18 protein-coding genes and 1 riboswitch are annotated in these 21092 nt (G+C 52.4%); of the genes, 8 read left to right on the forward strand and 10 right to left on the reverse strand.

Going from position 1 to position 21092, the window contains the following annotated elements; translation table 11 throughout:
• Position 1 precedes the first annotated feature (1 nt).
• Positions 2-724 (reverse strand): 5'-methylthioadenosine/adenosylhomocysteine nucleosidase, encoded by a 723-nt coding sequence (locus tag HOM51_13920; GenBank protein MBT5035605.1) that lies wholly within the window; start codon positions 722-724, stop codon positions 2-4.
• A 225-nt stretch (positions 725-949) separates the two neighbouring features.
• Here HOM51_13920 and HOM51_13925 point away from each other — a divergent pair, with 225 nt between their 5' ends.
• Complete coding sequence (locus HOM51_13925; protein ID MBT5035606.1) at positions 950-1375, forward strand: heme-binding protein; 426 nt, start codon at positions 950-952, stop codon at positions 1373-1375.
• A gap of 142 nt (positions 1376-1517) precedes the next feature.
• On the opposite strand, the gene HOM51_13930 is transcribed toward HOM51_13925, so the two are convergent.
• Positions 1518-3191: a HAMP domain-containing protein gene (locus tag HOM51_13930; GenBank protein ID MBT5035607.1), complete on the reverse strand. Its 1674-nt coding sequence runs from the start codon at positions 3189-3191 to the stop codon at positions 1518-1520.
• Between the two features lie 114 nt (positions 3192-3305).
• Here HOM51_13930 and HOM51_13935 point away from each other — a divergent pair, with 114 nt between their 5' ends.
• Together HOM51_13935 and HOM51_13940 are read left to right on the forward strand one after the other, a co-directional pair.
• Positions 3306-3833, forward strand: a complete 528-nt coding sequence (locus HOM51_13935; protein ID MBT5035608.1) for a cyclic nucleotide-binding domain-containing protein — start codon at positions 3306-3308, stop codon at positions 3831-3833.
• Positions 3834-3886: 53 nt separating this feature from the next.
• Complete coding sequence (locus tag HOM51_13940; protein MBT5035609.1) at positions 3887-4261, forward strand: cyclic nucleotide-binding domain-containing protein; 375 nt, start codon at positions 3887-3889, stop codon at positions 4259-4261.
• 56 nt (positions 4262-4317) lie between these two features.
• Here HOM51_13940 and HOM51_13945 read toward each other — a convergent pair whose 3' ends face one another.
• The 6 genes from HOM51_13945 to HOM51_13970 form a co-directional block, all read right to left on the reverse strand.
• Entirely contained in the window at positions 4318-5220 is a 903-nt protein-coding gene (locus HOM51_13945) for a lauroyl acyltransferase (GenBank protein MBT5035610.1), read from the reverse strand.
• Entirely contained in the window at positions 5210-6211 is a 1002-nt protein-coding gene (locus tag HOM51_13950; GenBank protein ID MBT5035611.1) for a tetraacyldisaccharide 4'-kinase, read from the reverse strand. The genes HOM51_13945 and HOM51_13950 overlap by 11 nt, the downstream gene beginning before the upstream one ends.
• Positions 6198-7493 (reverse strand): 3-deoxy-D-manno-octulosonic acid transferase, encoded by a 1296-nt coding sequence (locus tag HOM51_13955; GenBank protein MBT5035612.1) that lies wholly within the window; start codon positions 7491-7493, stop codon positions 6198-6200. The genes HOM51_13950 and HOM51_13955 overlap by 14 nt, the downstream gene beginning before the upstream one ends.
• Entirely contained in the window at positions 7490-8206 is a 717-nt protein-coding gene (locus HOM51_13960) for a lysophospholipid acyltransferase family protein (protein ID MBT5035613.1), read from the reverse strand. Before HOM51_13960 ends, HOM51_13955 begins: the two co-directional genes overlap by 4 nt.
• A 271-nt stretch (positions 8207-8477) precedes the next feature.
• Positions 8478-10235 (reverse strand): ATP-binding cassette domain-containing protein, encoded by a 1758-nt coding sequence (locus tag HOM51_13965; GenBank protein MBT5035614.1) that lies wholly within the window; start codon positions 10233-10235, stop codon positions 8478-8480.
• A gap of 111 nt (positions 10236-10346) precedes the next feature.
• Complete coding sequence (locus tag HOM51_13970; protein MBT5035615.1) at positions 10347-11690, reverse strand: TldD/PmbA family protein; 1344 nt, start codon at positions 11688-11690, stop codon at positions 10347-10349.
• Positions 11691-11920: 230 nt separating this feature from the next.
• Here HOM51_13970 and HOM51_13975 point away from each other — a divergent pair, with 230 nt between their 5' ends.
• The 4 genes from HOM51_13975 to HOM51_13990 are packed head-to-tail and all read left to right on the forward strand — an operon-like array spanning position 11921 to position 16607.
• A complete protein-coding gene (locus HOM51_13975; GenBank protein ID MBT5035616.1) occupies positions 11921-13795 on the forward strand; it encodes a 2-oxoacid:acceptor oxidoreductase subunit alpha in 1875 nt (624 codons plus the stop codon).
• Positions 13796-13797: 2 nt separating this feature from the next.
• Positions 13798-14826: a 2-oxoacid:ferredoxin oxidoreductase subunit beta gene (locus tag HOM51_13980; GenBank protein MBT5035617.1), complete on the forward strand. Its 1029-nt coding sequence runs from the start codon at positions 13798-13800 to the stop codon at positions 14824-14826.
• Between the two features lie 27 nt (positions 14827-14853).
• Entirely contained in the window at positions 14854-16158 is a 1305-nt protein-coding gene (locus tag HOM51_13985) for an FAD-dependent oxidoreductase (GenBank protein MBT5035618.1), read from the forward strand.
• 23 nt (positions 16159-16181) lie between these two features.
• Positions 16182-16607 carry a rhodanese-like domain-containing protein gene (locus tag HOM51_13990; protein MBT5035619.1) on the forward strand — a complete coding sequence of 142 codons (426 nt, stop codon included), beginning with the start codon at positions 16182-16184 and terminating at the stop codon, positions 16605-16607.
• Between the two features lie 14 nt (positions 16608-16621).
• Here the strand turns inward: HOM51_13990 and metZ are convergent, their stop codons facing one another.
• Positions 16622-17824, reverse strand: coding sequence for an O-succinylhomoserine sulfhydrylase (metZ, locus tag HOM51_13995; protein ID MBT5035620.1), 1203 nt, complete (start codon positions 17822-17824; stop codon positions 16622-16624).
• Between the two features lie 75 nt (positions 17825-17899).
• A riboswitch (SAM riboswitch) is annotated at positions 17900-17978 on the reverse strand.
• 381 nt (positions 17979-18359) lie between these two features.
• Here metZ and tldD point away from each other — a divergent pair.
• Positions 18360-19793, forward strand: a complete 1434-nt coding sequence (gene tldD / locus HOM51_14000) for a metalloprotease TldD (protein ID MBT5035621.1) — start codon at positions 18360-18362, stop codon at positions 19791-19793.
• Here the strand turns inward: tldD and HOM51_14005 are convergent.
• Complete coding sequence (locus HOM51_14005; protein ID MBT5035622.1) at positions 19790-21055, reverse strand: MFS transporter; 1266 nt, start codon at positions 21053-21055, stop codon at positions 19790-19792. The two genes, tldD and HOM51_14005, sit on opposite strands and share 4 nt — an antisense overlap.
• Positions 21056-21092 lie beyond the last annotated feature (37 nt).

Below are 21092 nucleotides of genomic sequence, written 5' to 3' on the forward strand. Positions count from 1 at the left end.
GCTAGTTTGAGTCGATGTTTGCCCCAAGTGCCGGAATTAGGCGTTCAAGATACGGATACATGTTGAGGCTCACAATATGAAGGTTGGCGCTAAAATCATCAGACGCATTTTGGTCCGCTGTATCTGAGAGCCCCCTGATAACAACAAACGGCACCTCGTTCAGATGGCAGGTATAGCCGAAGGCAGCGCCCTCCATCTCTGTCGCAAGGGCCGAGAATTCTCGTTGTAACCAGCGCAATGTTTTCTGGTCCTGAATAAATCTGTCACCAGACGCAATAGTGCCAAGCATCAAATTTGGACCGACACCCGGATCAGGAAACGCCGTGTCAAAAGAGCTTCCTGCTTCCTGCACCATGACCGGGTCGCACTCGATCAATCGATCCCGGCCGGGCAATTCACCATGGCGGCGACCGAAGGCAGTAAGGTCCATATCATATTGGATTAAATGGCTGGCAACGACGACATCACCAACCCGCATGTTTGGAAGAAGTCCGCCGGCAACCCCGCTGAACAGCATTGACGTTGGCTTATAAAGATCGATCAACATCTGTGTGCAAATGGTTGCGTTAACCTTGCCGATCCCAGATTTGGCCAAGACGATATCAACGTTCTTAAAGGACCCATGCGTTACTTGAATGCCAGCATGTTCCGTCTCATCGGTGATTTTCATATCGTCGCGTAAATGCGCGACTTCCTCGTCCAATGCCCCCATTACTGCCAACATTGCTTGCTCCTTCAAAATTCTCGGGATGCTGGTTTTGAGAAACGCCAGCCCATTCGTTTAACTTATAATTTAATACCTAAATCTTATGTGGGTATGCTCAAGTATTTTTCTATCGAAACTTTGTTGTGACCGGTTAAAGTTAGAGACTACGGTCGACTAAGGCTACAAATCTTTCACCGGACGGTGTGATTTGTGTGTGGCGGGTATTTGTAGAAGGAGACGTAAATGGCGGACACCAAACCGTTTTTGAAGCTAACGAATGGAGGGGCCTTCAAGGTCCTTGAAAAGGCTGTCGAACAAGCGACATTGGATGGCGTGCCCGAATGCATCGCCATCGTCGATCCGGGCGGCCATCTTTTGGCCTTTACGCGCATGGACGGCGCGTTTACCCAATCCATCGACTCCGCTATCGCCAAGGCGCGGACGGCAGCGTCTTTCGGGAAGCCCACCGGTTTTGGGAACGTCGGGAACGAGATCAAACTTCAAATGGCCAGTCAGGGCCAGCGCGTGAACTTGTTCGGCGGGCTACCGATTATTGTCGATGGCCACGTCATCGGCGCAATCGGCATTGGCTCTGCCACCGGCGAAGAAGACCTCGCCGTCGCCAAGATCGCAATCACCGCCATCGACGGCGCGCAAAGTTTTGATTGATGTGGAAATTTTATAGCTTTTCGCAATCGACCTAACGTTTAATTCCTCTTGCGGTAAATAGCCCACCTCTCATCCAGAGAAGCCGCGCGTTTACGCTGGTCATGATATGGACGACGTATTTGGTGCGGCGTGCGCCTCCGTCCTACTTTGTCTGAAATTCCCAGACACCGTCCCAATTCGAGCCAGGGGGTTGGGCCTTCAGGAGAGAAATACGTTCTAGAAAAACGGTGGGGACGGGATCACCGGGGGCTGAGGTAAGGCAGGATTGAAATTCACGCAAGGCGCTCTCCCAGTCTTGGGCTCGATAAGCCGTCAGGCCGTCATAGAAGCGATCAGCTGCAGGTTCCTGTGGGAGCAACTCAAATATTCGCGTGGGCTCGGTCTTGCCCTTGACGCGGATAAGGTCAAGTTCGCGAACATGAACGGCCGAACCCGCCAAGTCGCGGGTCCGTTCGGATAAAATAATTCGGGTGCCATAGTTCTTATTAGCGCCCTCAAGCCGCGCACCCAGATTAACCGGATCTCCGATCACCGAATATTTCCTGGATGCAACTGAACCAATATTGCCGGCAACCATTTCGCCCGACGAGACTCCGATGCGCATGTTGAGTTCTAAGCCTTCGGCCTGCGCGCCAAAATCCTTCACGACATCTTCCTTAAATCGCTCAAAATTTTCTACTGCTTCAAGCGCTGCTTTGCACGCGAGGGAGGCGTGTTCGTCCTTTGCCGTAAACGGTGGGCCCCAATAGGCCATGACGGCGTCACCTAAAAAATCGTTAATCACGCCCGTGTTGTCAGAAACGGCATCTGTCATGCGGCCCAAGAACATATTGAGCATGCGAACCAGATCATCCGGCGGCAAGATTTCAGAGATCGACGTGTACCCCTGAAGATCAATGAACATGACGGTCATTTCCCGTCGGTCACCCCCCAGTTGGGTCAATTCGGGGCTCTCAACAAGTTCCGCCACGATACGAGGGTCCATGTATTTTCCGAAGGTATCCTTGATCCTCTCTTTCATTCTGAGGCCATCTACCATGCCATTGAATGAGGCGGTCAATTTACCGACTTCGTCCTGAGTGACGACCGGGACTTCAACATCCAAATCCCCACCTTCCACCTCTTCCGTAGCACGGACTAAATTTCGAATATTACGCACCAACACGAACGTAACATAGGCGGCAAACCCAAGGCCTAACATAGCTGAAAGCGCTGTTAATCCGGCATTAAACAAAAGCAGAAATTTTTCGTCTGCATCTGCCCGTTTAACGGCCTCATCAGCAATGATCTCCACATGACGACGCAGCTCATTGATCTCTCGGTCAACGGCATTCTGCTGCTTGTTAAGGTGAGGCAATAAGGCTTCAAATGCTACAATTTCACCTGATTTATGGAGGTCGAGAAGATTAAAACTATGTTGTTCCAATTCGCTATACTCACGCGCAACGTCGTCCAGAGCACCGCGCAACTGTATGATCGATGGCGGCACGTGGTCTAATTTTTCTTCGGCTAAAAATAGTTTTCGGGCTATTTTAAAATCGGCATTTATATTTTTGACCAAAATTTTAATTCGGGAAATGGCTTGCGGCGATTCCTCGGGCAATGCGAACAACCGCTGTAATAACAAACCTTGTTCAAGGATTCGAACATTGATTCGGCCTATAGTATCACTAAGGGGCAATTGTTTGCCCGCAACGTCGTCAAGTTCACGGCTGATATCTGCGGTCAATCTGATCGAAAAAATAGCTACGGTGGCCATTAAGACCAAGATTACAATCGCGATCCCGAATATTTTCTGCGCGATATTCAATTGCATCGTAGAGTTTCCAAACGTTGACGACCTTACGAATGGTATCCTATTTTTCTTCTAGGCTACAATATCCCAGTTTATTCAGTGCAGACGCCAACATCGCATCGTCAGGAGATTAAAATGAAAGGGAGCTATAAACAAAGGACCTTCACCGATGGGGAGAAGATATTCTCCGAGGGTGATCGCGCCGGCGAGGCGTATCTCATAAGGACGGGAGAAATCCGAATTGAAAAATCTGTGAAGGGAGCCAACAAAGAAATCGATATTGTGGGACCCGGGAAAATCTTTGGTGAGATGGGCGTGATATCGGACATGAACCGAATGGCATCTGCTTACGCCGTGGGAGAAACGGATGTAATTTGTTGCCACCGAATTGAAATGCTGAAACGTATCGAAGATCTTGATGACTTTAGACGCGAAGCTCTTCAGTTCTTAATTTCTTACTGTCAGAGTTTTTTGCCTTTTGAAATGATGGAGAGCCGACCAGATGATGCGGATACACGACGCATGGATTCATTCGCCTTAAATTTGGTCCGCGAATTCAACAATCAGAAAGGTTTGACGGAACTGGATGTATTCTTAAACGGTCTGTATAAAGTATTGATCAATTATACAGAACGAAGGTTGCCGCCAAACTTAAAGACCTAAGATTGGCTAAGATCACGCTGGAACTTATAGGGCTAATTCATTTGGAATGATCTATGATAAAAAAGCGCAAAGATACAAAAATTCTTAGTAGGAAAATCATTTCTAAGAATACCGTTATATTCCGAGAAGGTGACGGTGCAGAAAATGCGTATCTTTTGAAGGCAGGGAAGGTTGGAATTACAACGAATCAAAATGGAGAGCATGTTCTATTAACGACAGTTCTTCCCAACCAGCTTTTTGGCGAACTCGCGCTGATCGACGGTTCGCCGCGAAGTGCCACTGCGATCGCTATCGAAGAATCGGAAGTTGTTATTGTCGGTCCAGAAGATATCAAACGTCAATTGGACGAGAGCCATGAATTCATAAAATATTGGATTGTCTACCTGACCGACAGGATCAGAGACTTATCAAGCCGCGTTAACGACTAGGCGCGATCGCGACAACAATGAAATTACTTGAGTAGTTTCTTCTTCAGCAAATCACCCTAATCCGGCCACCGATTATGCAGCCACAACCACTGCGCAGGATTTTGCCTTATCCATTTTTCTAGACGCGCGTTGACGCTGGTCATGATGCGGGCGACGTCTTGGGGGCGGTCGTCGGTGGGTTTGTATTCTTCTGGGGGATAGAAGGTGATGCGGAAGGTTGCGCCTTTTAAGCGTTCGACTTGGACGGGGACGACGGGGCATTCGTACTTTAGCGCGAACTGTGCCAAGGCGGGGGCGGTCATGGCGTCGCGACCGAAGAAGGGCACGGGGATGCCATCGTTCATTTTTTGGTCGGCGAGGATTCCCAGATGTGCGCCGTCCTTCAACAGTTTAATGGCGCGGCGCGCTCCCTCGGCCCCTTTGGGCAGCAGTTCGCCTTCGCCGGGTTGGCGGTGATGATAGAGCTTTTCCACCAGCGGATTATTCGGCGCGCGATAAATAAGATGGATTGGCAGGTCACGGTGAATGACGCCCAAAGCCGCAATTTCCCAATTTCCCAAGTGCCCAGCAAAAAAAAGTCCGGGCCTGTCGTCGTCGCGGAGTTTTTCAATATGCTCAGCGCCAATGACTTCCACCGGACTGCCGGTTTGATAAAATTTCAGCCGGTCGAGATGGGGGAACTCGAAGAGGGTCCGTCCTAAGTTGTCCCACATCTCATAGAGAATTGTCTTTATTTCAGCAGGCGATTTTTCTGGGAACGCTTTTTCGAGATTTCTTCGTGCTTGCTCGGAAAGCTTTAAGCAGGGGCCTAAGCTGCGGCCCAGCCACCCCCCCAACCCTGAGGCAAAGCCAAGCGGCATAATGCGGATGAGGCCAAACAAGACGAACGCCAGCACCGCCTGCAAAGGATAAAACAGACGATGACGAAGTGCGCGGTCAAAAGGCGTTCTAGCGGCCATCGAATTCCAATTGGTCGAGAAGCTTATTCACCCCTGCTTCGTCGTCCCATTCGAGGGTGATTGTCAAGACTTTGATCCCGTCTCGAACATTTTCCGGCACCCGCACAGCGTCTTTTTCTGTTGTCACCAGAACTGCATTTTGTTGGCGTGCGTCGGTCTTTAGAGCTTCTATTTCAGCAGCACTGTAAGGGTGGTGATCGGCAAAAGGCGTTCGCGCTACGACTGTGCAACCGAGGTCTTCCAAGGTGCGGAAGAATTTTTCTGGCTCGCCAATCCCGGCGAAAGCGTGGACGGTTTGTCTTTTGAGAGCGTCGGCTTCTGGGCCGGGTTTGATGGTGGCGCGCAGGACCGGCAGGTCGTCGCGGCCGTGCTGGCGGATGCTATCTTCTACGCCAGCAGAGTCCGCGCCGATCAACACCACCGCATGGGCGCGTCTTAACCCGTCCTTGATAGATTCCCGCAAAGGGCCTGCCGGAATTAGGTGCCCGTTGCCAAAGCCATAGTTGCCATCGACCACGACCAGGGATAGGTCCTTGGCCAACGCGGGATTTTGGAAGCCGTCGTCCATGATAATTGCTTCAGCATCTGTTGCAGCCTCGGTTGCCGCTTGGGCACCTAGAACACGATCCTTGGCAATCCAGGTCGGGGCGTGTTTTGCAAGCAACAAAGGTTCGTCGCCGGTTTCTCTGTAATTGTGGCGGCTGGGGTCGACTTGCATGGGGCCGGTCAGCGTGCCGCCATACCCTCGGCTCAAGGCGTGGGGTTTAATGCCGCGCTGTTTGAGCATGTCGATAAGTTTTAGAACAACGGGCGTTTTGCCCGCTCCGCCCGCGACTAAATTACCAATACAGATTACGGGCACAGAGGCGCGCCAGGGGACGGAAAAATTATTTCGAATGCGTCCAAGCAATCCATATATATGCGCTGCGGGGCTGAGCAGAAGGGATGCCACAGACGGACCCGGCCCGCGCCAGAAATTAGGCGCTTGCATCGGATTTGTCCTTATCAGAGAGATTGGCCAAGAATGGTTTCAACTCAACCATGACATCGTCCAAGACATGTTCTTCCGCTTCGGCGAAAGATTTGGCTATTGCGGCGAGGCCCGTAATTTCTTTTTCGTTTGCCAGAAGCCGACCAACGGTTTCAGCTAACGCCGTCGCGTCAGAAACTTCGATGCTGGCCCCTGCTGACCCCATACGCCGCACGATATCAGCAAAGTTGGTCATGTGCGGACCATGAACCACAGCGCAATCAAGCCGCATCGCTTCCAAAGGATTTTGCCCGCCCAGCGGGACCAGAGATTTCCCCATGAAGGCGACCTTTACAAGGCGGAAAAACAAACCCAACTCGCCCATCGTATCGGCGATATAAATATCTGTCTCTGCGGTCACAGCATCTGATTGAGACCGCCTTGCAATACTTAGCTCAGAGGTGGAAAGGGCTTGGGAAATTTCTTCCCCGCGCGTTGCATGTCGGGGAACAACAATGCTTAACAGTCCAGGATGGTGTTTTGCGATTTGGGTGTGAACCTTGGAAACAATTTCTTCTTCGCCTTGGTGGGTGCTCGCCGCCAACCATAGGGGCCGGTCTCCCAATTCCTTTTTCAATGCAGCTAAATTAGCTTCATCGACAGGCAAAGGCGGGACGGCGAATTTTAGATTTCCCCGGCACTTGGCAACGGGTGCCCCCAATACGGTTAGGCGTTCGACATCCGTATTGGTTTGTCCCAGACACAGGGAGAAACCGGACAACAATTTTTTCATGGTTCCAGAAAAGCGCCGCCAGCCTTTGAAGGAATTTTCCGAAATACGCCCGTTGACGAGGACCATGGGAATGCCACGCCAAGCAGGCTCTCTCACGAGATTGGGCCAGAATTCTGATTCTGCCCAAAGTACGAGATCAGGCTGCCAGTGATCCAGAAACCGTCGCACATAGGGCAGGCGATCAACCGGCACAAATTGGTGGATCGTCCCGGCGGGCATCCGATCTTCCATCAGCCGTGCCGACGTGACTGTGCCCGTGGTCATTAAGATCGTGGCATCGGTTCTGGCCTGTTGCAGCCGTTCGATCAAGGGCAGCAGGGAGATCGCTTCGCCCACACTGGCCCCGTGAAGCCAAATCAGCGGACCATCTGGACGGGGAATTTTTGTAATACCCAGGCGTTCTGGAAATCGAACGGGGTCTTCCTTGCCCTGGGCCTTACGACGTTTTAGGTAAAGCCAAATGACTGGGGATGCCAGTGCCGCTGTCAAATTGTAAAGGCCGAGCATCATGACGGTTGCGCCTCTATGGGGGCAGGCTCGATGGGTTGTTGCCCACACAGCGCATCGGCCTCATCACAGATGGCATTCAATTCATCTTCGATCTGCAAGCGATATTTTTCAACATCATCAGGTTCAGCGTCGCGAGGAACGCGAATCGGTTGACCCCAAACAATCGCCCCTTTTGAGAAAGGTCTGGGGACGATGAAGCGATCCCAGGATCCTAAAACTTTGCGATGCTTAACAGAATAGGTTGCCGGAATAACCGTCGCGTCGGCCAGACGAGCAATGTTGATGACACCGTCAATGGCCCGCATGCGGGGTCCTCTGGGGCCGTCCGGTGTAATGCCAATACATTCCCCGCTGCGGAAAATTTTTAGCATGTTGCGGATGGCTTCGGCACCGCCTTTATTTGATGAACCAATGATGGAGCTAACACCAATATATTTTGCGGTGCGGGAAATCAGTTGCCCGTCGCGATGTTGCGAAATCAGCATGTGAATGGGCAGCGGTTGTCGCCAACACTTGTGCATCATCAACAAGCGACCGTGCCAGAAACACAGTACAAACGGTTCGCCCTTATCCCAAAACGGGGTCGGAATTTCGCCGCGAATTATTTCCCACCGACACGTGGCCGCGACCAATCGAATGTATTGTGCCCCCAGCCAACACGCCAAAATTTGAACGGCGGTACTTTGCAGGAGTCGCTTTAGGGGCTTGGCCATGTCAGGTCATGTGCTCACAAATGGTGTTGACTGTGACGTGTCTATTTTTGTTCTCTGATAAGGCGTTAGGAAGGCGTGATGCTTGCGCATCACAACTGACGACACAACGCAGATCAGGGGCAAAAAGAGCCACGCCCTGAAAGGGTCGATTTAGAAGGCGTTTCGATGCGTCAAGAGGTCTCACCGGGGGGTGGCCCCCGCTTTCGGCCACTTTCCTAACGAAACGCCTTCTAAATCGATCACAGTTCATCACCATTTGTGAGCACATGACCTAAGCCTGAGCGACTTGAGCGTTTTGCTCAGATGCAGCGTCAGCATCGCTAAATTGCAGCGCATATAGGTGGGCGTAGGCACCATGTTTTGCCATGAGTTCTTGGTGGGTTCCAGACTCAGCCACACGGCCCTGTTCAAGCACATAAATTATATCAGCATCGACCACAGTCGAAAGTCGATGAGCGATGACCAAGGTCGTCCGTCCTTGCATCAATTCATTCAAGGCTGCTTGGACTTGGCGTTCAGATTCTGTATCCAGGGCAGAAGTCGCTTCATCCAGTAGCAAGATTGGCGCGTTCTTCAACATCGCGCGCGCAATGGCCAGGCGTTGGCGTTGGCCGCCAGATAATTTAACGCCCTGTTCCCCAACAACGGTGTCGTAGCCGGCAGGCAATTCGGTAATAAAATCATGAGCGGCCGCGTTCCGAGCAGCCTCAATAATTTCCTGCTCGCTGGCACCAGCCCGGCCGTAGGCAATATTCGCGCGGACTGTATCGTCGAACAAAGTAATTTCCTGGCTGACCAGAGCAACAGAACCATGTAACGAAGCGAAGGTGACTCCGGTGACGTCTTGGCCATCAATGCTTACGGATCCCGTGCTCACGTCATGGAACCTTGGGATCAAATTAAGAACCGTGGACTTGCCAGACCCCGAGGGACCAACAAGCGCCACGGTCTTGCCGGGTAATGCCTCGATGGTCACACCGTGGAGGGTCGCCGAATCACTGTTGTAGGAAAATTCCACATTTTCGAGCCGAACATGACCATTGTCTGCCTTAAGTTCTTTGGCCCCCTCAGGTTCGGTAATTGCCGCTTGGATATCAAGTAGGTCAAACGTTCGTTGTGCGCCAGCCAGACCTTCCTGAACACTGGCGTTCAAGTTGGCTAATCGCTTCATCGGCTCATAGGCCAATAGCAATGCAGTGATGAACGATACCAGCGATCCTGAATCCGTCTGTCCTTCAATGACCTGATTGCCACCGAAGACGATGATCGATGCAATCGCGACCCCGCCCAAGGTTTCCATGATCGGGCTCGACAACAGGCGGGTGCTGGCAGATTTCATATTGAGTCTGAAAATTCGATCAACCAGATCAGCGATCCGATCTTTTTCGTAGTCGATCATATTGTAAGATTTAACCACTCGAATTCCCTGGAAAGTTTGTTGCAGCAGGGTGGTGAACAGCCCCATTTCCTCTTGTGTGTTCGCGGTGACTTTTCGCATCCGTCGGCCCAGGCGAGCAATTGGATAAATGGCAACCGGAAAAATTATGAACGAGACCAGCCCCAACTGCCAATCCTGATAGAACATCACGCCGATCAGTCCAATCAGGGTCAATGTGTCTTTGCCGAATGCCGTCAGCGCATTGGATACAGCAGTACGCATGGAATTAATATCGACAGTAAACCGAGACATGAGGGCACCGGATTTTTCGCTGTGGAAAAATGCCAGATCCATTCCAGCCAAGTGGCCGTAAAGACGATTTTGCATGTCAGCGATAATTCTGAGCCCGACGTGGCTCATAATGATGCCCTGGATATAATTCGCGACACCCTTGATCAGGAAGGTCGCCAAGATTGCGCCACCGACAAGCCACAGCATGTCTTTGTCATGGGCGATCAGGATGTCATTCACAACCGGCTCCATCAGCCAGGCGCTCATTGCTGTGGCAGCGGCCATCACCGCCATAAAGACCATGGCAAGCGCGAGCCGTCCTTTGTAGAAGCGGATGGCCTCACGCCATAGCCGACCCATCAGTGCGACGGTGGAAGTCTGGTTATCCAAGGCGCGCTACCCTTTGTTGCCACGAATGCTAATTGTTCGACCTAATCACAAGAAAGCCAATTGTTCAGCCTAATCAATCGCCTATATCCCGGCAACCGTCATGCCTTCAATCAGAAGTGTCGGTGCGTCTGTACCATAGCGGAATTCCAGGTCATCGGCAGGTGTAATATTGGCGAACATATCCTTTAGCTTGCCGGCAACCGTGACTTCACTGACCGGATAGGTGATTTCTCCATTTTCAATCCAGAAGCCACTCGCCCCACGGCTGTAATCACCTGTGACCTGATTGACGCCGAAGCCGATCAGTTCGGTGATGTAAAAGCCGGCCTTGATGTTTTCGATGATCGCAGCAGGGCTTTCACTGCCGGCCTCCAGGTAAAGATTAGACGTCGACGGCGACGGCGGGCCAGAGGTACCACGCGATGCGTGTCCTGTGCTCTCAAGCCCCAATTGTCGGGCCGAGCGGAGGTCCATGACCCAGGTCGTCAATCTGCCATTTTCGATAATGTTAACAGGCTTCGTCGCCAGGCCTTCGCCATCAAAGGGTTTCGACTTCAGCCCCCGCGTGCGTAAGGGGTTATCGATGATGTTGACTGATGTGGGGAAAATTTCCTGGTCCAGACTGTCTTTTAAGAATGTTGTGCCGCGCGCGACAGCAGTCCCACTAACAGCACCTGCCAAATGACCGACAATGCTACGCGATACCCGAGGGTCATAGACAACTGGGACTTGTCCGGTTTCAACCTTGCGCGGGTTCAATCGACGGACGGATTTTTCACCGGCAGACCGACCAATCTCTTGCGCCCCCATCATGTCTGTTGCGTAGACCGCGCTGGTGTAATCGTAATCCCGCTCCATTTCTGTGCCGCTACCGGCGATGACGGAAACGCTGAGGCTGGAGCCGGAACGCGCATAAGCCTGCGCAAAACCGTTTGAGGAGGCCAGTGCGACTGAATACTTCCCCCACCCAGCTTCTGCACCTTCGGAATTGGTGACGCCTTCAACAGCCCGGGCAGCATCTTCGGCTTCCTGAGCCCAGGCTTCCATGACCCCAGTGTCAGGTTCCAAATCATCACACATATCCAGATCGGGGATTTCTGTGGCCAGTTGTCCTGGGTCAGCAAGACCACAGTAGGGGTCTTCCGGCACCGATTTGGCCATTGCCACGACCCGGCTCACCAATTCATCCAAGGCGTTTTCTGATGTATCCGAAGACGAGACGATGGCTTGGCGATTGCCAACAAAGGCCCGAAGTCCCAAATCAGCACTTTCAGAGCGTTCCAAATTTTCCGGATTTCCAAGTCTGCGGGCCACCGAAAGTGATACCGACTCGACAAAAAGGGCGTCAGCTGAACTGGCCCCAGCCGCCTTTGCGCGTTCTAACAGGTCGCTTAACAAATCAAGTTTTGAATTTTCGTTGCTCATTTTAGCCCCAATTTCCCTATAAGTGTGTTTTTACGGGAAGTCTTCCGGTGAGCCAAGAACCCTTTTTTCATTGCCTTGGCGGCATCAGAGGAATATAGCCACCTAACCAGATGAGATGCGTGAAAAAGACCCTTTAAATTGGATGGAATTATGCGGTGTAAATTAGAAAATTCTCATATAAGCCAAGGGTTTCAGGCACACTGGTGGGGTCACGAGATAACGAGGAAATTATGTCTACGATTAATTCTGCGGTAAAAGATTCTGCAAAGGGGCATCGGACAAAACTGGACGCGGCAATTGTTCGGTTTGCAGGCGATTCTGGAGATGGAATACAGGTTACTGGCAGTCAGTTTACCCAGGCGACGGCGCTTGCTGGTAACGAGTTGGCGACCTTCCCGGATTTTCCTGCGGAAATTAGGGCGCCCGTTGGCACCACTTTTGGGGTGTCGGCGTTCCAGATCAATTTCGGATCGCATACCATCAAAACCTCTGGCGATGCGCTTGATGCCTTAGTAACCATGAACCCAGCAGCGCTGAAGGTCGAATTGGGTGATCTGCGTGCGGGGGGTGTTTTAATCCTGGACACAGGCGCGTTTACCGAGCGCAATTTGCGTAAAGCGGGTTATGAGACTAACCCCCTGGAAGATGGCAGTCTGGATAATTACCGGGTTGTCGAAATTGACATATCGCGCCTGAACGGTGAAGCCGTTAAAGAATGTGGCCTTAGTTCCAAGGAAGCATCCCGATGTAAGAACTTTTGGACCTTAGGGCTGGTCTTTTGGATGTATGGTCGCGGGCGTACGCCGACGGTCAATTGGCTTAAGGAAAAATTCAAGCGCCGCCCAGAAGTGATCGCGGCAAACGTCGCCGCGTTGAACGCCGGACACGCTTTTGGTGAAACAGCAGAACTGCACCATGAATTGACCGGGTTTACGGTCGAGAAGGCGGAAGTTGTCCCCGGCACGTACCGGACTGTGACTGGCAACGAAGCCTTGTCCTACGGACTTTTGGCAGGGGCGGAGAAAGCCGGGCTGAAAATTATGTTGGGCTCTTACCCAATCACGCCAGCATCGCCAATCCTTCATACGCTGTCGAACCTCAAACAATATGGGGTTGTGACGTTTCAGGCGGAAGATGAAATTGCTGCGGTATGTTCGGCCATTGGGGCTTCTTATGGTGGTGCCCTAGGTGTGACCAGCAGTTCGGGCCCGGGCATTGCCTTGAAAGGCGAAGCCATCGGCTTAGCAATTGGTGTGGAACTGCCGCTGATTATTCTCAACGTTCAGCGTGCAGGCCCGTCTACGGGACTGCCGACAAAGACCGAACAATCAGATCTTTATCAGGCCGTGTTCGGACGCAATGCCGATAGCCCAATTGTTGTCCTGTCGGCGAATTCGCCATCGGATACATTTGGTGTCGCGATTGAAGCTGTGCGGATTGCGACAAAGTATATGACACCGGTCATGGTTCTAACGGATGGTTATATTGCCAACGCGGCGGAGCCGTGGCGGCTTCCAGACGTTAATGATGTTGAGCCGTTCCCAGTCGAATTTAGGGACGACCCGGAAGGCTTTCATCCCTTCCTACGCGACGACAAGACGTTGGCGCGTAATTGGGCGATACCAGGCACGCCGGGACTGGAACATCGGATCGGTGGTATCGAACGGGACTATGATACCGGCCATATTTCCTACAACCCGGAAAACCATCAACGCATGACCAATGTGCGCATGGCCAAGATTGCGGGTGTTGCGGACGATATTCCGACCCAGACCGTTGAGGAAGGTGACGACACCGGCCAAATGGCGGTGGTCGGTTGGGGATCGACCTATGGGCCGATTAACCGGGCTGTCAGTTCGCTTCGGGCGAAGGGCTTTAAGGTATCGCATATCCATCTTCGGTATTTGTCGCCGCTTCCCAATGGGTTGGGCGAATTGTTGAGAGGGTTCGAACAGGTCATGGTACCGGAAATGAATACCGGCCAATTGGTTACATTACTTCGATCTGAATATTTGGTGCCGGCAGAGGGGCTGAATAAAGTAACGGGTCAACCGTTCCGCATTTCAGAGATCGAAGATGAAATTCGTAAGAGGCTGGAGGCATAAAAATGAATGTTGTCGCATCGCCTGAGAAACTAACGGCAAAAGATTTCGCAACGGACCAGGAAGTTCGCTGGTGCCCGGGGTGTGGTGATTATGCAATCTTGAAAGCAATGCAGCGTGCCTTGCCGGATATGGGCGTCACCAAAGAGAACACGGTGTTCGTGTCTGGGATCGGATGTGCCGCGCGTTTCCCCTATTATATGGAAACCTATGGCTTTCATACCATTCACGGTCGCGCCCCTGCAGTCGCTACGGGCCTAAAGCTCGCCAATCCCGATCTTGATGTTTGGGTTGTAACGGGTGACGGCGATGCGTTGTCCATCGGTGGCAACCATCTGCTGCACGTTTTGCGCCGCAATGTGGATCTAAACATTCTTTTGTTTAACAACCGAATTTACGGCCTGACAAAGGGCCAATATTCACCGACATCAGCCGTCGGCACGAAGTCGCCATCGACACCTGTAGGATCAGTCGAAAACCCTGTTTCAGCAGGCGTGTTTGCATTGGGGGCTTCTGCTCGGTTCGTAGCGCGCGGCATTGATACTCAGGCCAAGCAACTGGTGGATTTGTTCAAGCGCTCGCACGAGCACAAGGGTGCTTCGTTCGTTGAAATTTTGCAGAACTGCATCGTTTATAATGACGATGTTCATAAGCACATTACAGACAAGACGATAGCCAAAGATAACCAAGTCCTGGTTGAAAACGGCAAGCCGCTGATTTTTGGCAATGACAGTGAAAAAGGCATTCGTATTAAGCCGGGTGAGCTTGAATTGGAAGTCGTAACCCTTGGCGAAAATGGCGTAACTGAGGCCGATCTTTTGGTTCATGACGAAACAAATCGGACGGTGGCGACAATGCTGGCGGCGATGGAGCCACCACACATGCCGGTTGCCATTGGCGTCATATATTGCGACCCTACCCCCAGTTACGAACAGAGCGTTGTCACGCAAGTGGAAGACGCCAAGAAACAAGCAGGTGAGGTAAACGACATCAACGCGTTACTCCGAAGCGGTGCAACGTGGGAAGTGTCATAAAAATTAACTAAAACGGATTTTTCGGATATGCCCCTTAAAATTGCTGTTGTCGGGGCGGGCCCGGCTGGATTTTACACGGCTGATGCCCTCCTAAAATTAGATCGTGATGTACAGGTTGATGTCATCGAGCGTCTGCCATCGCCGTTTGGTCTCATTCGAGCTGGCGTTGCACCGGACCATCAGACGACCAAAAAGATTGCCAAAAAGTTTGAGAAAACTTTAGCTACTGACGGCGTTGAATATTTTGGCAATGTGGAGCTCGGTACCGATCTCAGCTTAGAAGAAATGCACGCGCTTTATGACGCGGTCGTTTTAAGCGTCGGCGGTGGACTTGATACTCCAGCCAATATTCCGGGTGAGGACAAAATAGGTGTTTTTGGTTCGGCGGCATTTGTCAGCTGGTACAATGGCCATCCAGATTACACCGACCTTAACCCAGACCTTAACGTGACCAATGCGGCGGTGATCGGTAATGGCAACGTGGCCATTGATGTGGCGCGGTTGTTGATGCGCTCGCCCGAAGAGTTAACACAGTTTGATCTGCCTGATTATGCGCGGGACGCGATCAATGAATCATCGCTTAAGAATATCACCATGTATGGGCGGCGCGGTCCGATTGAGGCCAAGTTCACCAACGTGGAATTGCGTGAGCTCGGTCATTTGGAAGAATGCATGCCTGTGGTTGATGGCGATCAGCTGCCCGACGATGTCGGTGAAATTGAGGACGCGCGGGAACTTCGTCTGAAGGAACGCAACCTTACATCCCTAAAGGAATTTGCCGAGTTGGATACCAGCGGTGCGGATAAAACATTGGGGCTGCATTTCTTTGCGTCACCCGTTGAAATTCTGGGCGGTGACAAGGTCGAAGGCCTGAGACTTGAAAAAACCGAAGTCATTGATGGTCGGGCCGTGGGTACCGGCGAAACCTTCGATGTCGAATGTGGTCTGGTGGTTTCGGCCATCGGATATCGCTCGGCCCCTGTTCCAGGTGCGCTGTTCCGCGACGATTGGAATATCATCCCCAACGAAGACGGTCGCGTGTCAGACGGGCTGTATGTAGCAGGCTGGATCAAACGCGGCCCAAGCGGTGTTATCTCCACCAACCGACCTGACGGTGTAATGGCGGCGAATAATATCAATGAAGACTTTCCCGAAGACGGTGGCAAGGCAGGCCGCGATGGTTTGAGTAAATTAATGGCAGAGCGCAGTGTACGTGTCGTCAGTTATGCCGATTGGCAAAAAATCGACGCAGCGGAAATTGCCAATGCGATCGATCCGGCACCGCGTAAGAAATTTACCAGTGTCGCCGATATGCTGGCTGTATTAGAATAGCCTCCTGAGGTAGGAGAAATCTCATGTCAGATGAAGGCTATGCTGGCGATATTATGCCCGCCGAAGCGTGGAAGATTTTAGCCGACGACCCAAAGGCCGTGCTTATTGATGTCCGCACGACTGCCGAATGGGTCTATGTCGGCCAAGCCGATATTTCCAGTCTGAGCAAAGAGACTGTGTTGCTGGAATGGAAAGTATTTCCGGCGATGGAAAGTAATCCCGAATTTGTGGGCGAGCTGTCGGCCAAAATTTCTGATAAAGACGCACCGCTGCTGTTTCTATGTCGTTCCGGCGTACGCTCCAAAGCCGCAGCCATCACCATGACGGCTGAAGGCTACGCCACCTGCTACAACATTGCCACGGGCTTTGAAGGCGATAAAGACAGCGACGGCCACCGCGGCCATGTTGGTGGCTGGAAAGTCGAAGGGCTGCCCTGGATGCAGGGCTAACCCTTCAAATCTTTCTAGCTTTGTGAGGCTTTAAGCGCTCGCACCAGATCTTCCTTAATATCGTCGACATCTTCCAAACCGACTGAAACCCGAACAAGATCATCGCCGATCCCGAACTCGGCCCGTTCGTCATCGGACAGTCTTGAATGGGTCGTGGTTGCCGGATGGGTGACGAGGCTTTTGGCATCGCCCAAGTTGTTGGAGATATCGATCAGTTCCAGCGCATTCAGGAACTTGAACGCGCCTTTCTTGCCGCCCGCGACTTCGAACGATACGACAGTCCCGCCCGCGCTCATTTGCGACATGGCGAGGTCGTGTTGCGGATGACTTTTCAGGCCTGGATAGATCACCCGGTTAATACCGTTCTGCTCGCCCAAGAACTCGGCGACGTCAATGGTACTGGCGCAGTGATGCTTCACCCGAAGCGGCAGAGTCTCCAATCCCTTCAAGCACACCCATGCATTAAACGGGCTCATTGACGGGCCTGTATGACGAATGAAGGGAGTCATTTCATCATTGAAAAATTCTTCGTCATTGGTCAGTAGTGCACCACCCATCGTCCGGCCCTGGCCGTCGATGTGCTTGGTCGTTGAATAAATGATGATGTCGCAGCCGTACTCGAACGGATGTTGGAGCACTGGCGATGCAAAAATATTGTCGACAACCATTCGCGCCCCAGCTTTGTGCGCCATTTCCGTGACGGCCTTCAGGTCGATAATTTCCAATGTTGGGTTTGAAGGTGTTTCCAAGAACACAGCCTTGGTGGGTTTGGATAATGCTTCCTCCCACGCATTCAAATCACGACCGTCCACCAGAACCGTCTCAACGCCAAAACGCGGAAGCTGTTCGGCGATAATGTAATGGCAGGACCCAAATAGTGCGCGCGATGCAACCACCCGGTCGCCCGCTTTTAAGGGGCTTGCGACAGCGGCAAACATGGCAGCCATGCCACTTGAAAATGCTTGGCAATAGTCCGCGCCCTCCATCAGCGCCATGCGTTTTTCGAACATGGCAACGGTGGGGTTGGAATAGCGGGAATAGATAAATCGGTCTTCCTCGCGCTTAAACGCGCGTTCGGCCTGTTCCGCGGACTCGTAGATATAGCCCGACGTCATGAACAGCCCTTCGCTGGTTTCGCCGAATTGAGATCGCTCTAAGCCACCCCGAACTAGGTTGGTGGCCGGACGCCATGATTCTTTTGATTTATCGTCACTCATCGTATTTCTCCATCTGTATTCGCCCGGTCTCAAACAACACCAACAAAAAAAGCCCCACCGGGATACGGTTAGGGCTGTCATCAGCGCGAAACCTTTTTAGCGAGTTGTTTTACGTGGCCGCAAGCCGGTTGACCAAATCACCACGATGTTTTTGATGTACTAGAGAAGAGGGTTGAGGGTCAATAGAAAACGTAAATTGAAGGAACATTTTTTTGTTCGGGGTATCATTGTCCGAACTCTACCACCCACCCGGCGGCGTAGAACAAATTTTTAACGCTAGCGCCAAATAGCAGAATATCAGGAGCAAGTTCAGGTAAACGAGATGCCGCCTGAATGGCATTTGTTTAAATCTTCTCAGGAAATCTTGCATTTTATCCCCCTCAATATTTTTCGTGCTTGAGGGGCTATGAAAGGTCTGGGACGGTTTTTATTTGTTCATGCCTATTTCGCCGCTCTCTAGTATTGGGTCCGGGGCCTTCCCATATTATAATCCTTACAAAGTTTTTTAGGGCCTCAGCTCAGTTAGGAAAAATGTATGTCAAATCTTGTAGCCACGGATGGGTTGTTTTTTGAGCGGGCGGGGTTGGATCAGAATCGCGTTGAGGCGATTGTTGAGGACTCATTGGCGGGGTCTGACGATGGCGAGTTGTTCTTGGAATACTGTCAATCGGAAAGCGTAATGTTCGATGATGGCCAGCTTAAAAGCGCCAACTTTGATACCGCGCAGGGATTTGGCTTACGGGCTGTCGCTGGGGAGACAACCGGATATTCTCATGCCTCCGACCTGAGCGAAGACGCCATCAAGCGTGCGGGTGAAACTGTTAAGTCAGTCAGTGCTGGCCATGGCGGGACGATGGCCGCAGGGCCTGTTGGCACCAACCAAGGCCTCTACATTGACGACAATCCTTTGGGCCTCGTCGCGTTTGAGACAAAGGTCAAGCTGATGGCCGACATTGATGCCTATGCGCGGGGCAAGGATGAACGGGTCCAGCAGGTCACCGCATCGTTGAGCGGAAACTGGCAGGCGGTGCAGATCATTCGACCGGGCGGTGAGCGCGCTGGCGACATCCGTCCCTTGGTGCGGCTGAACGTTTCCGTCGTGGTTGGACAAGGCGACCGCATGGAAGCCGGCAGTTTCGGCGCAGGCGGTCGGGTGACCTATGATGAATATCTGAAGCCGGAAACCTGGAAGGGTGCAGTCGACAAAGCCTTGCAACAGGCGTTGATTAATTTGGAATCCGTGCCCGCACCGGCGGGTGAAATGCCGGTGGTACTTGGCCCTGGCTGGCCGGGGATCATGCTGCACGAAGCCATCGGCCATGGTTTGGAAGGTGATTTTAACCGCAAGGGCACGTCTGCGTTCGCGGGCCTGATGGGCGAACGGGTGGCGTCTCCTGGCGTCACCGTGGTAGATGATGGCACAATGTCAGACCGTCGCGGCTCGCTGACCATTGATGACGAAGGCACGCCGACCCAACGCACGGTGTTGATTGAGGATGGTATCCTCACAGGCTATATGCAGGACCGTTTGAATGCGCGTCTGATGGGAGTACCCGCGACCGGGAACGGGCGAAGGCAAAGCTATGCCCACAGTCCCATTCCGCGCATGACCAACACCTACATGATCAATGGTGACAAAGACCCGGACGAAATTATCGGCTCGGTCGATAAGGGGCTGTATGCGGTGAATTTCGGCGGCGGGCAGGTTGATATCACATCCGGAAAATTTGTCTTCACCTGCACCGAAGCCTACATGATCGAAGGCGGCAAAGTCGGCGTACCTGTCAAAGGCGCGACCTTAATTGGAAACGGCCCTGATGTGCTGACCCGTGTATCGATGATCGGCAACGACATGGCCTTGGATACGGGGGTCGGAACTTGCGGCAAGGATGGCCAAGGGGTTCCGGTCGGTGTTGGTCAACCGACGACAAAGATCGACAACCTGACTGTTGGGGGTACAGCGGTCTAGGCGCTCGCAGCCCGTTGGCGCGCCGATACGTAGGCCATCAATCCCACGGTGGCGAGCGACAAGGCGCAGGCACTTAGACCCAACGACCAGTGAATGCCGATAAAGCTGCCACCGACGCCGATGGAAAGCCCGCTAAACGTCATCATGCCGAGAAAGGCCATGTTGTAGAGGCCGATAACCCGCCCGCGAATTTCCGTTGGCGCGTTGAGCTGGACCAATGTTTGCGCCATGGAACTGTAGGCAAGGTTCATAAATCCTGAGATAAACAACAAGGCCAAGGACAGCGGATAACTTGTCGATATCGCAAAGCCTGCAATGGCGAAGCACCAGATAAGAACCAGAATAATGGCTGTTCTAGGCTTCGCTTCCAACAGGTTGCCACTTTCGAGGACAATTCCAGCAATCACAGCCCCCGCTGCATTGGCAGCGAGGAGAACGCTATAATACAAACCCGATTGTCCATAGCCGAGATCGCGGGTGAATTCCGGCATCTGCGCCTGATGGGCGCTGCCGATGAACAGCGACGCCGCACCCACCAGTAAGATCATGGAGAAGATCGTCGAATTTCCGGCGACACTGCGAATTGTAGGCAAGATATCTGCAAAACCACGCAGTGCACGTCTTGGTGACTTCTCTCCGTTGGCATGTTTTCCATAGGGTGCCTTCCACAGCCAAAGGGTGAGCGGCAAATAGATCAACACATTAACCAGCAGCCCCAAAGCAGGCCCAAACAACAACATCATGCCGCCGCCAATCGCTGGTCCCAATAAGATACCGAGCTTGCGCGACGTTGCCAGCAATCGAACACCACTTTGCAGTTGCGCCCCGCCGACAATGTCATGGATCAGCATTTGCGACGCGGGTCCCCAAAACACACCGGCAAATCCGTGAACGATCAACAACACACCCGCATGCCACATCTCCAGGGTATCGGTGTAGATCAAATACCCCCAACACAGCGACGCGATCATGAACAAGCCCATACCGAATTGAACAATGCGCCGGGGGTCATATCGATCAGCTAACGCACCAGAGAGAAATGAAAATAAAAGAAATGGCAGCCAGTGTGAAATAACAGCGAAGCCCGCTAAGGCGGGGGATTGAAACTTTTGAAAGATCACCCAATACGTAATCACGTGTTCGATGTTATCGGCCATCATCGCCAGCGCACTGCCGACTAAATACATGCGGGCGCCAGGGTGGCGTAGGGCTGCGAAGGATTGGCGCGGAGGCTTTTCAGCGTCGGTCGTCGGAGAATTCATAGAGGGACTTTCGCCGGTTTGAAGGCCCTAATATAAG

Source organism: Rhodospirillaceae bacterium (assembly GCA_018660465.1).
Taxonomy (GTDB): Bacteria; Pseudomonadota; Alphaproteobacteria; order Rhodospirillales; family JABJKH01; genus JABJKH01.

Excerpts from the sequence above, each read along its gene's own strand:
- HOM51_13920 (MBT5035605.1), bottom strand. The coding sequence starts at position 724 with ATGTTGGCAGTAATGGGGGCATTGGACGAGGAAGTCGCGCATTTACGC.
- HOM51_13925 (MBT5035606.1), top strand. The coding sequence starts at position 950 with ATGGCGGACACCAAACCGTTTTTGAAGCTAACGAATGGAGGGGCCTTC.
- HOM51_13930 (MBT5035607.1), bottom strand. The coding sequence starts at position 3,191 with ATGCAATTGAATATCGCGCAGAAAATATTCGGGATCGCGATTGTAATC.
- HOM51_13935 (MBT5035608.1), top strand. The coding sequence starts at position 3,306 with ATGAAAGGGAGCTATAAACAAAGGACCTTCACCGATGGGGAGAAGATA.
- HOM51_13940 (MBT5035609.1), top strand. The coding sequence starts at position 3,887 with ATGATAAAAAAGCGCAAAGATACAAAAATTCTTAGTAGGAAAATCATT.
- HOM51_13945 (MBT5035610.1), bottom strand. The coding sequence starts at position 5,220 with ATGGCCGCTAGAACGCCTTTTGACCGCGCACTTCGTCATCGTCTGTTT.
- HOM51_13950 (MBT5035611.1), bottom strand. The coding sequence starts at position 6,211 with ATGCAAGCGCCTAATTTCTGGCGCGGGCCGGGTCCGTCTGTGGCATCC.
- HOM51_13955 (MBT5035612.1), bottom strand. The coding sequence starts at position 7,493 with ATGATGCTCGGCCTTTACAATTTGACAGCGGCACTGGCATCCCCAGTC.
- HOM51_13960 (MBT5035613.1), bottom strand. The coding sequence starts at position 8,206 with ATGGCCAAGCCCCTAAAGCGACTCCTGCAAAGTACCGCCGTTCAAATT.
- HOM51_13965 (MBT5035614.1), bottom strand. The coding sequence starts at position 10,235 with ATGGGTCGGCTATGGCGTGAGGCCATCCGCTTCTACAAAGGACGGCTC.
- HOM51_13970 (MBT5035615.1), bottom strand. The coding sequence starts at position 11,690 with ATGAGCAACGAAAATTCAAAACTTGATTTGTTAAGCGACCTGTTAGAA.
- HOM51_13975 (MBT5035616.1), top strand. The coding sequence starts at position 11,921 with ATGTCTACGATTAATTCTGCGGTAAAAGATTCTGCAAAGGGGCATCGG.
- HOM51_13980 (MBT5035617.1), top strand. The coding sequence starts at position 13,798 with ATGAATGTTGTCGCATCGCCTGAGAAACTAACGGCAAAAGATTTCGCA.
- HOM51_13985 (MBT5035618.1), top strand. The coding sequence starts at position 14,854 with ATGCCCCTTAAAATTGCTGTTGTCGGGGCGGGCCCGGCTGGATTTTAC.
- HOM51_13990 (MBT5035619.1), top strand. The coding sequence starts at position 16,182 with ATGTCAGATGAAGGCTATGCTGGCGATATTATGCCCGCCGAAGCGTGG.
- metZ (MBT5035620.1), bottom strand. The coding sequence starts at position 17,824 with ATGAGTGACGATAAATCAAAAGAATCATGGCGTCCGGCCACCAACCTA.
- tldD (MBT5035621.1), top strand. The coding sequence starts at position 18,360 with ATGTCAAATCTTGTAGCCACGGATGGGTTGTTTTTTGAGCGGGCGGGG.
- HOM51_14005 (MBT5035622.1), bottom strand. The coding sequence starts at position 21,055 with ATGAATTCTCCGACGACCGACGCTGAAAAGCCTCCGCGCCAATCCTTC.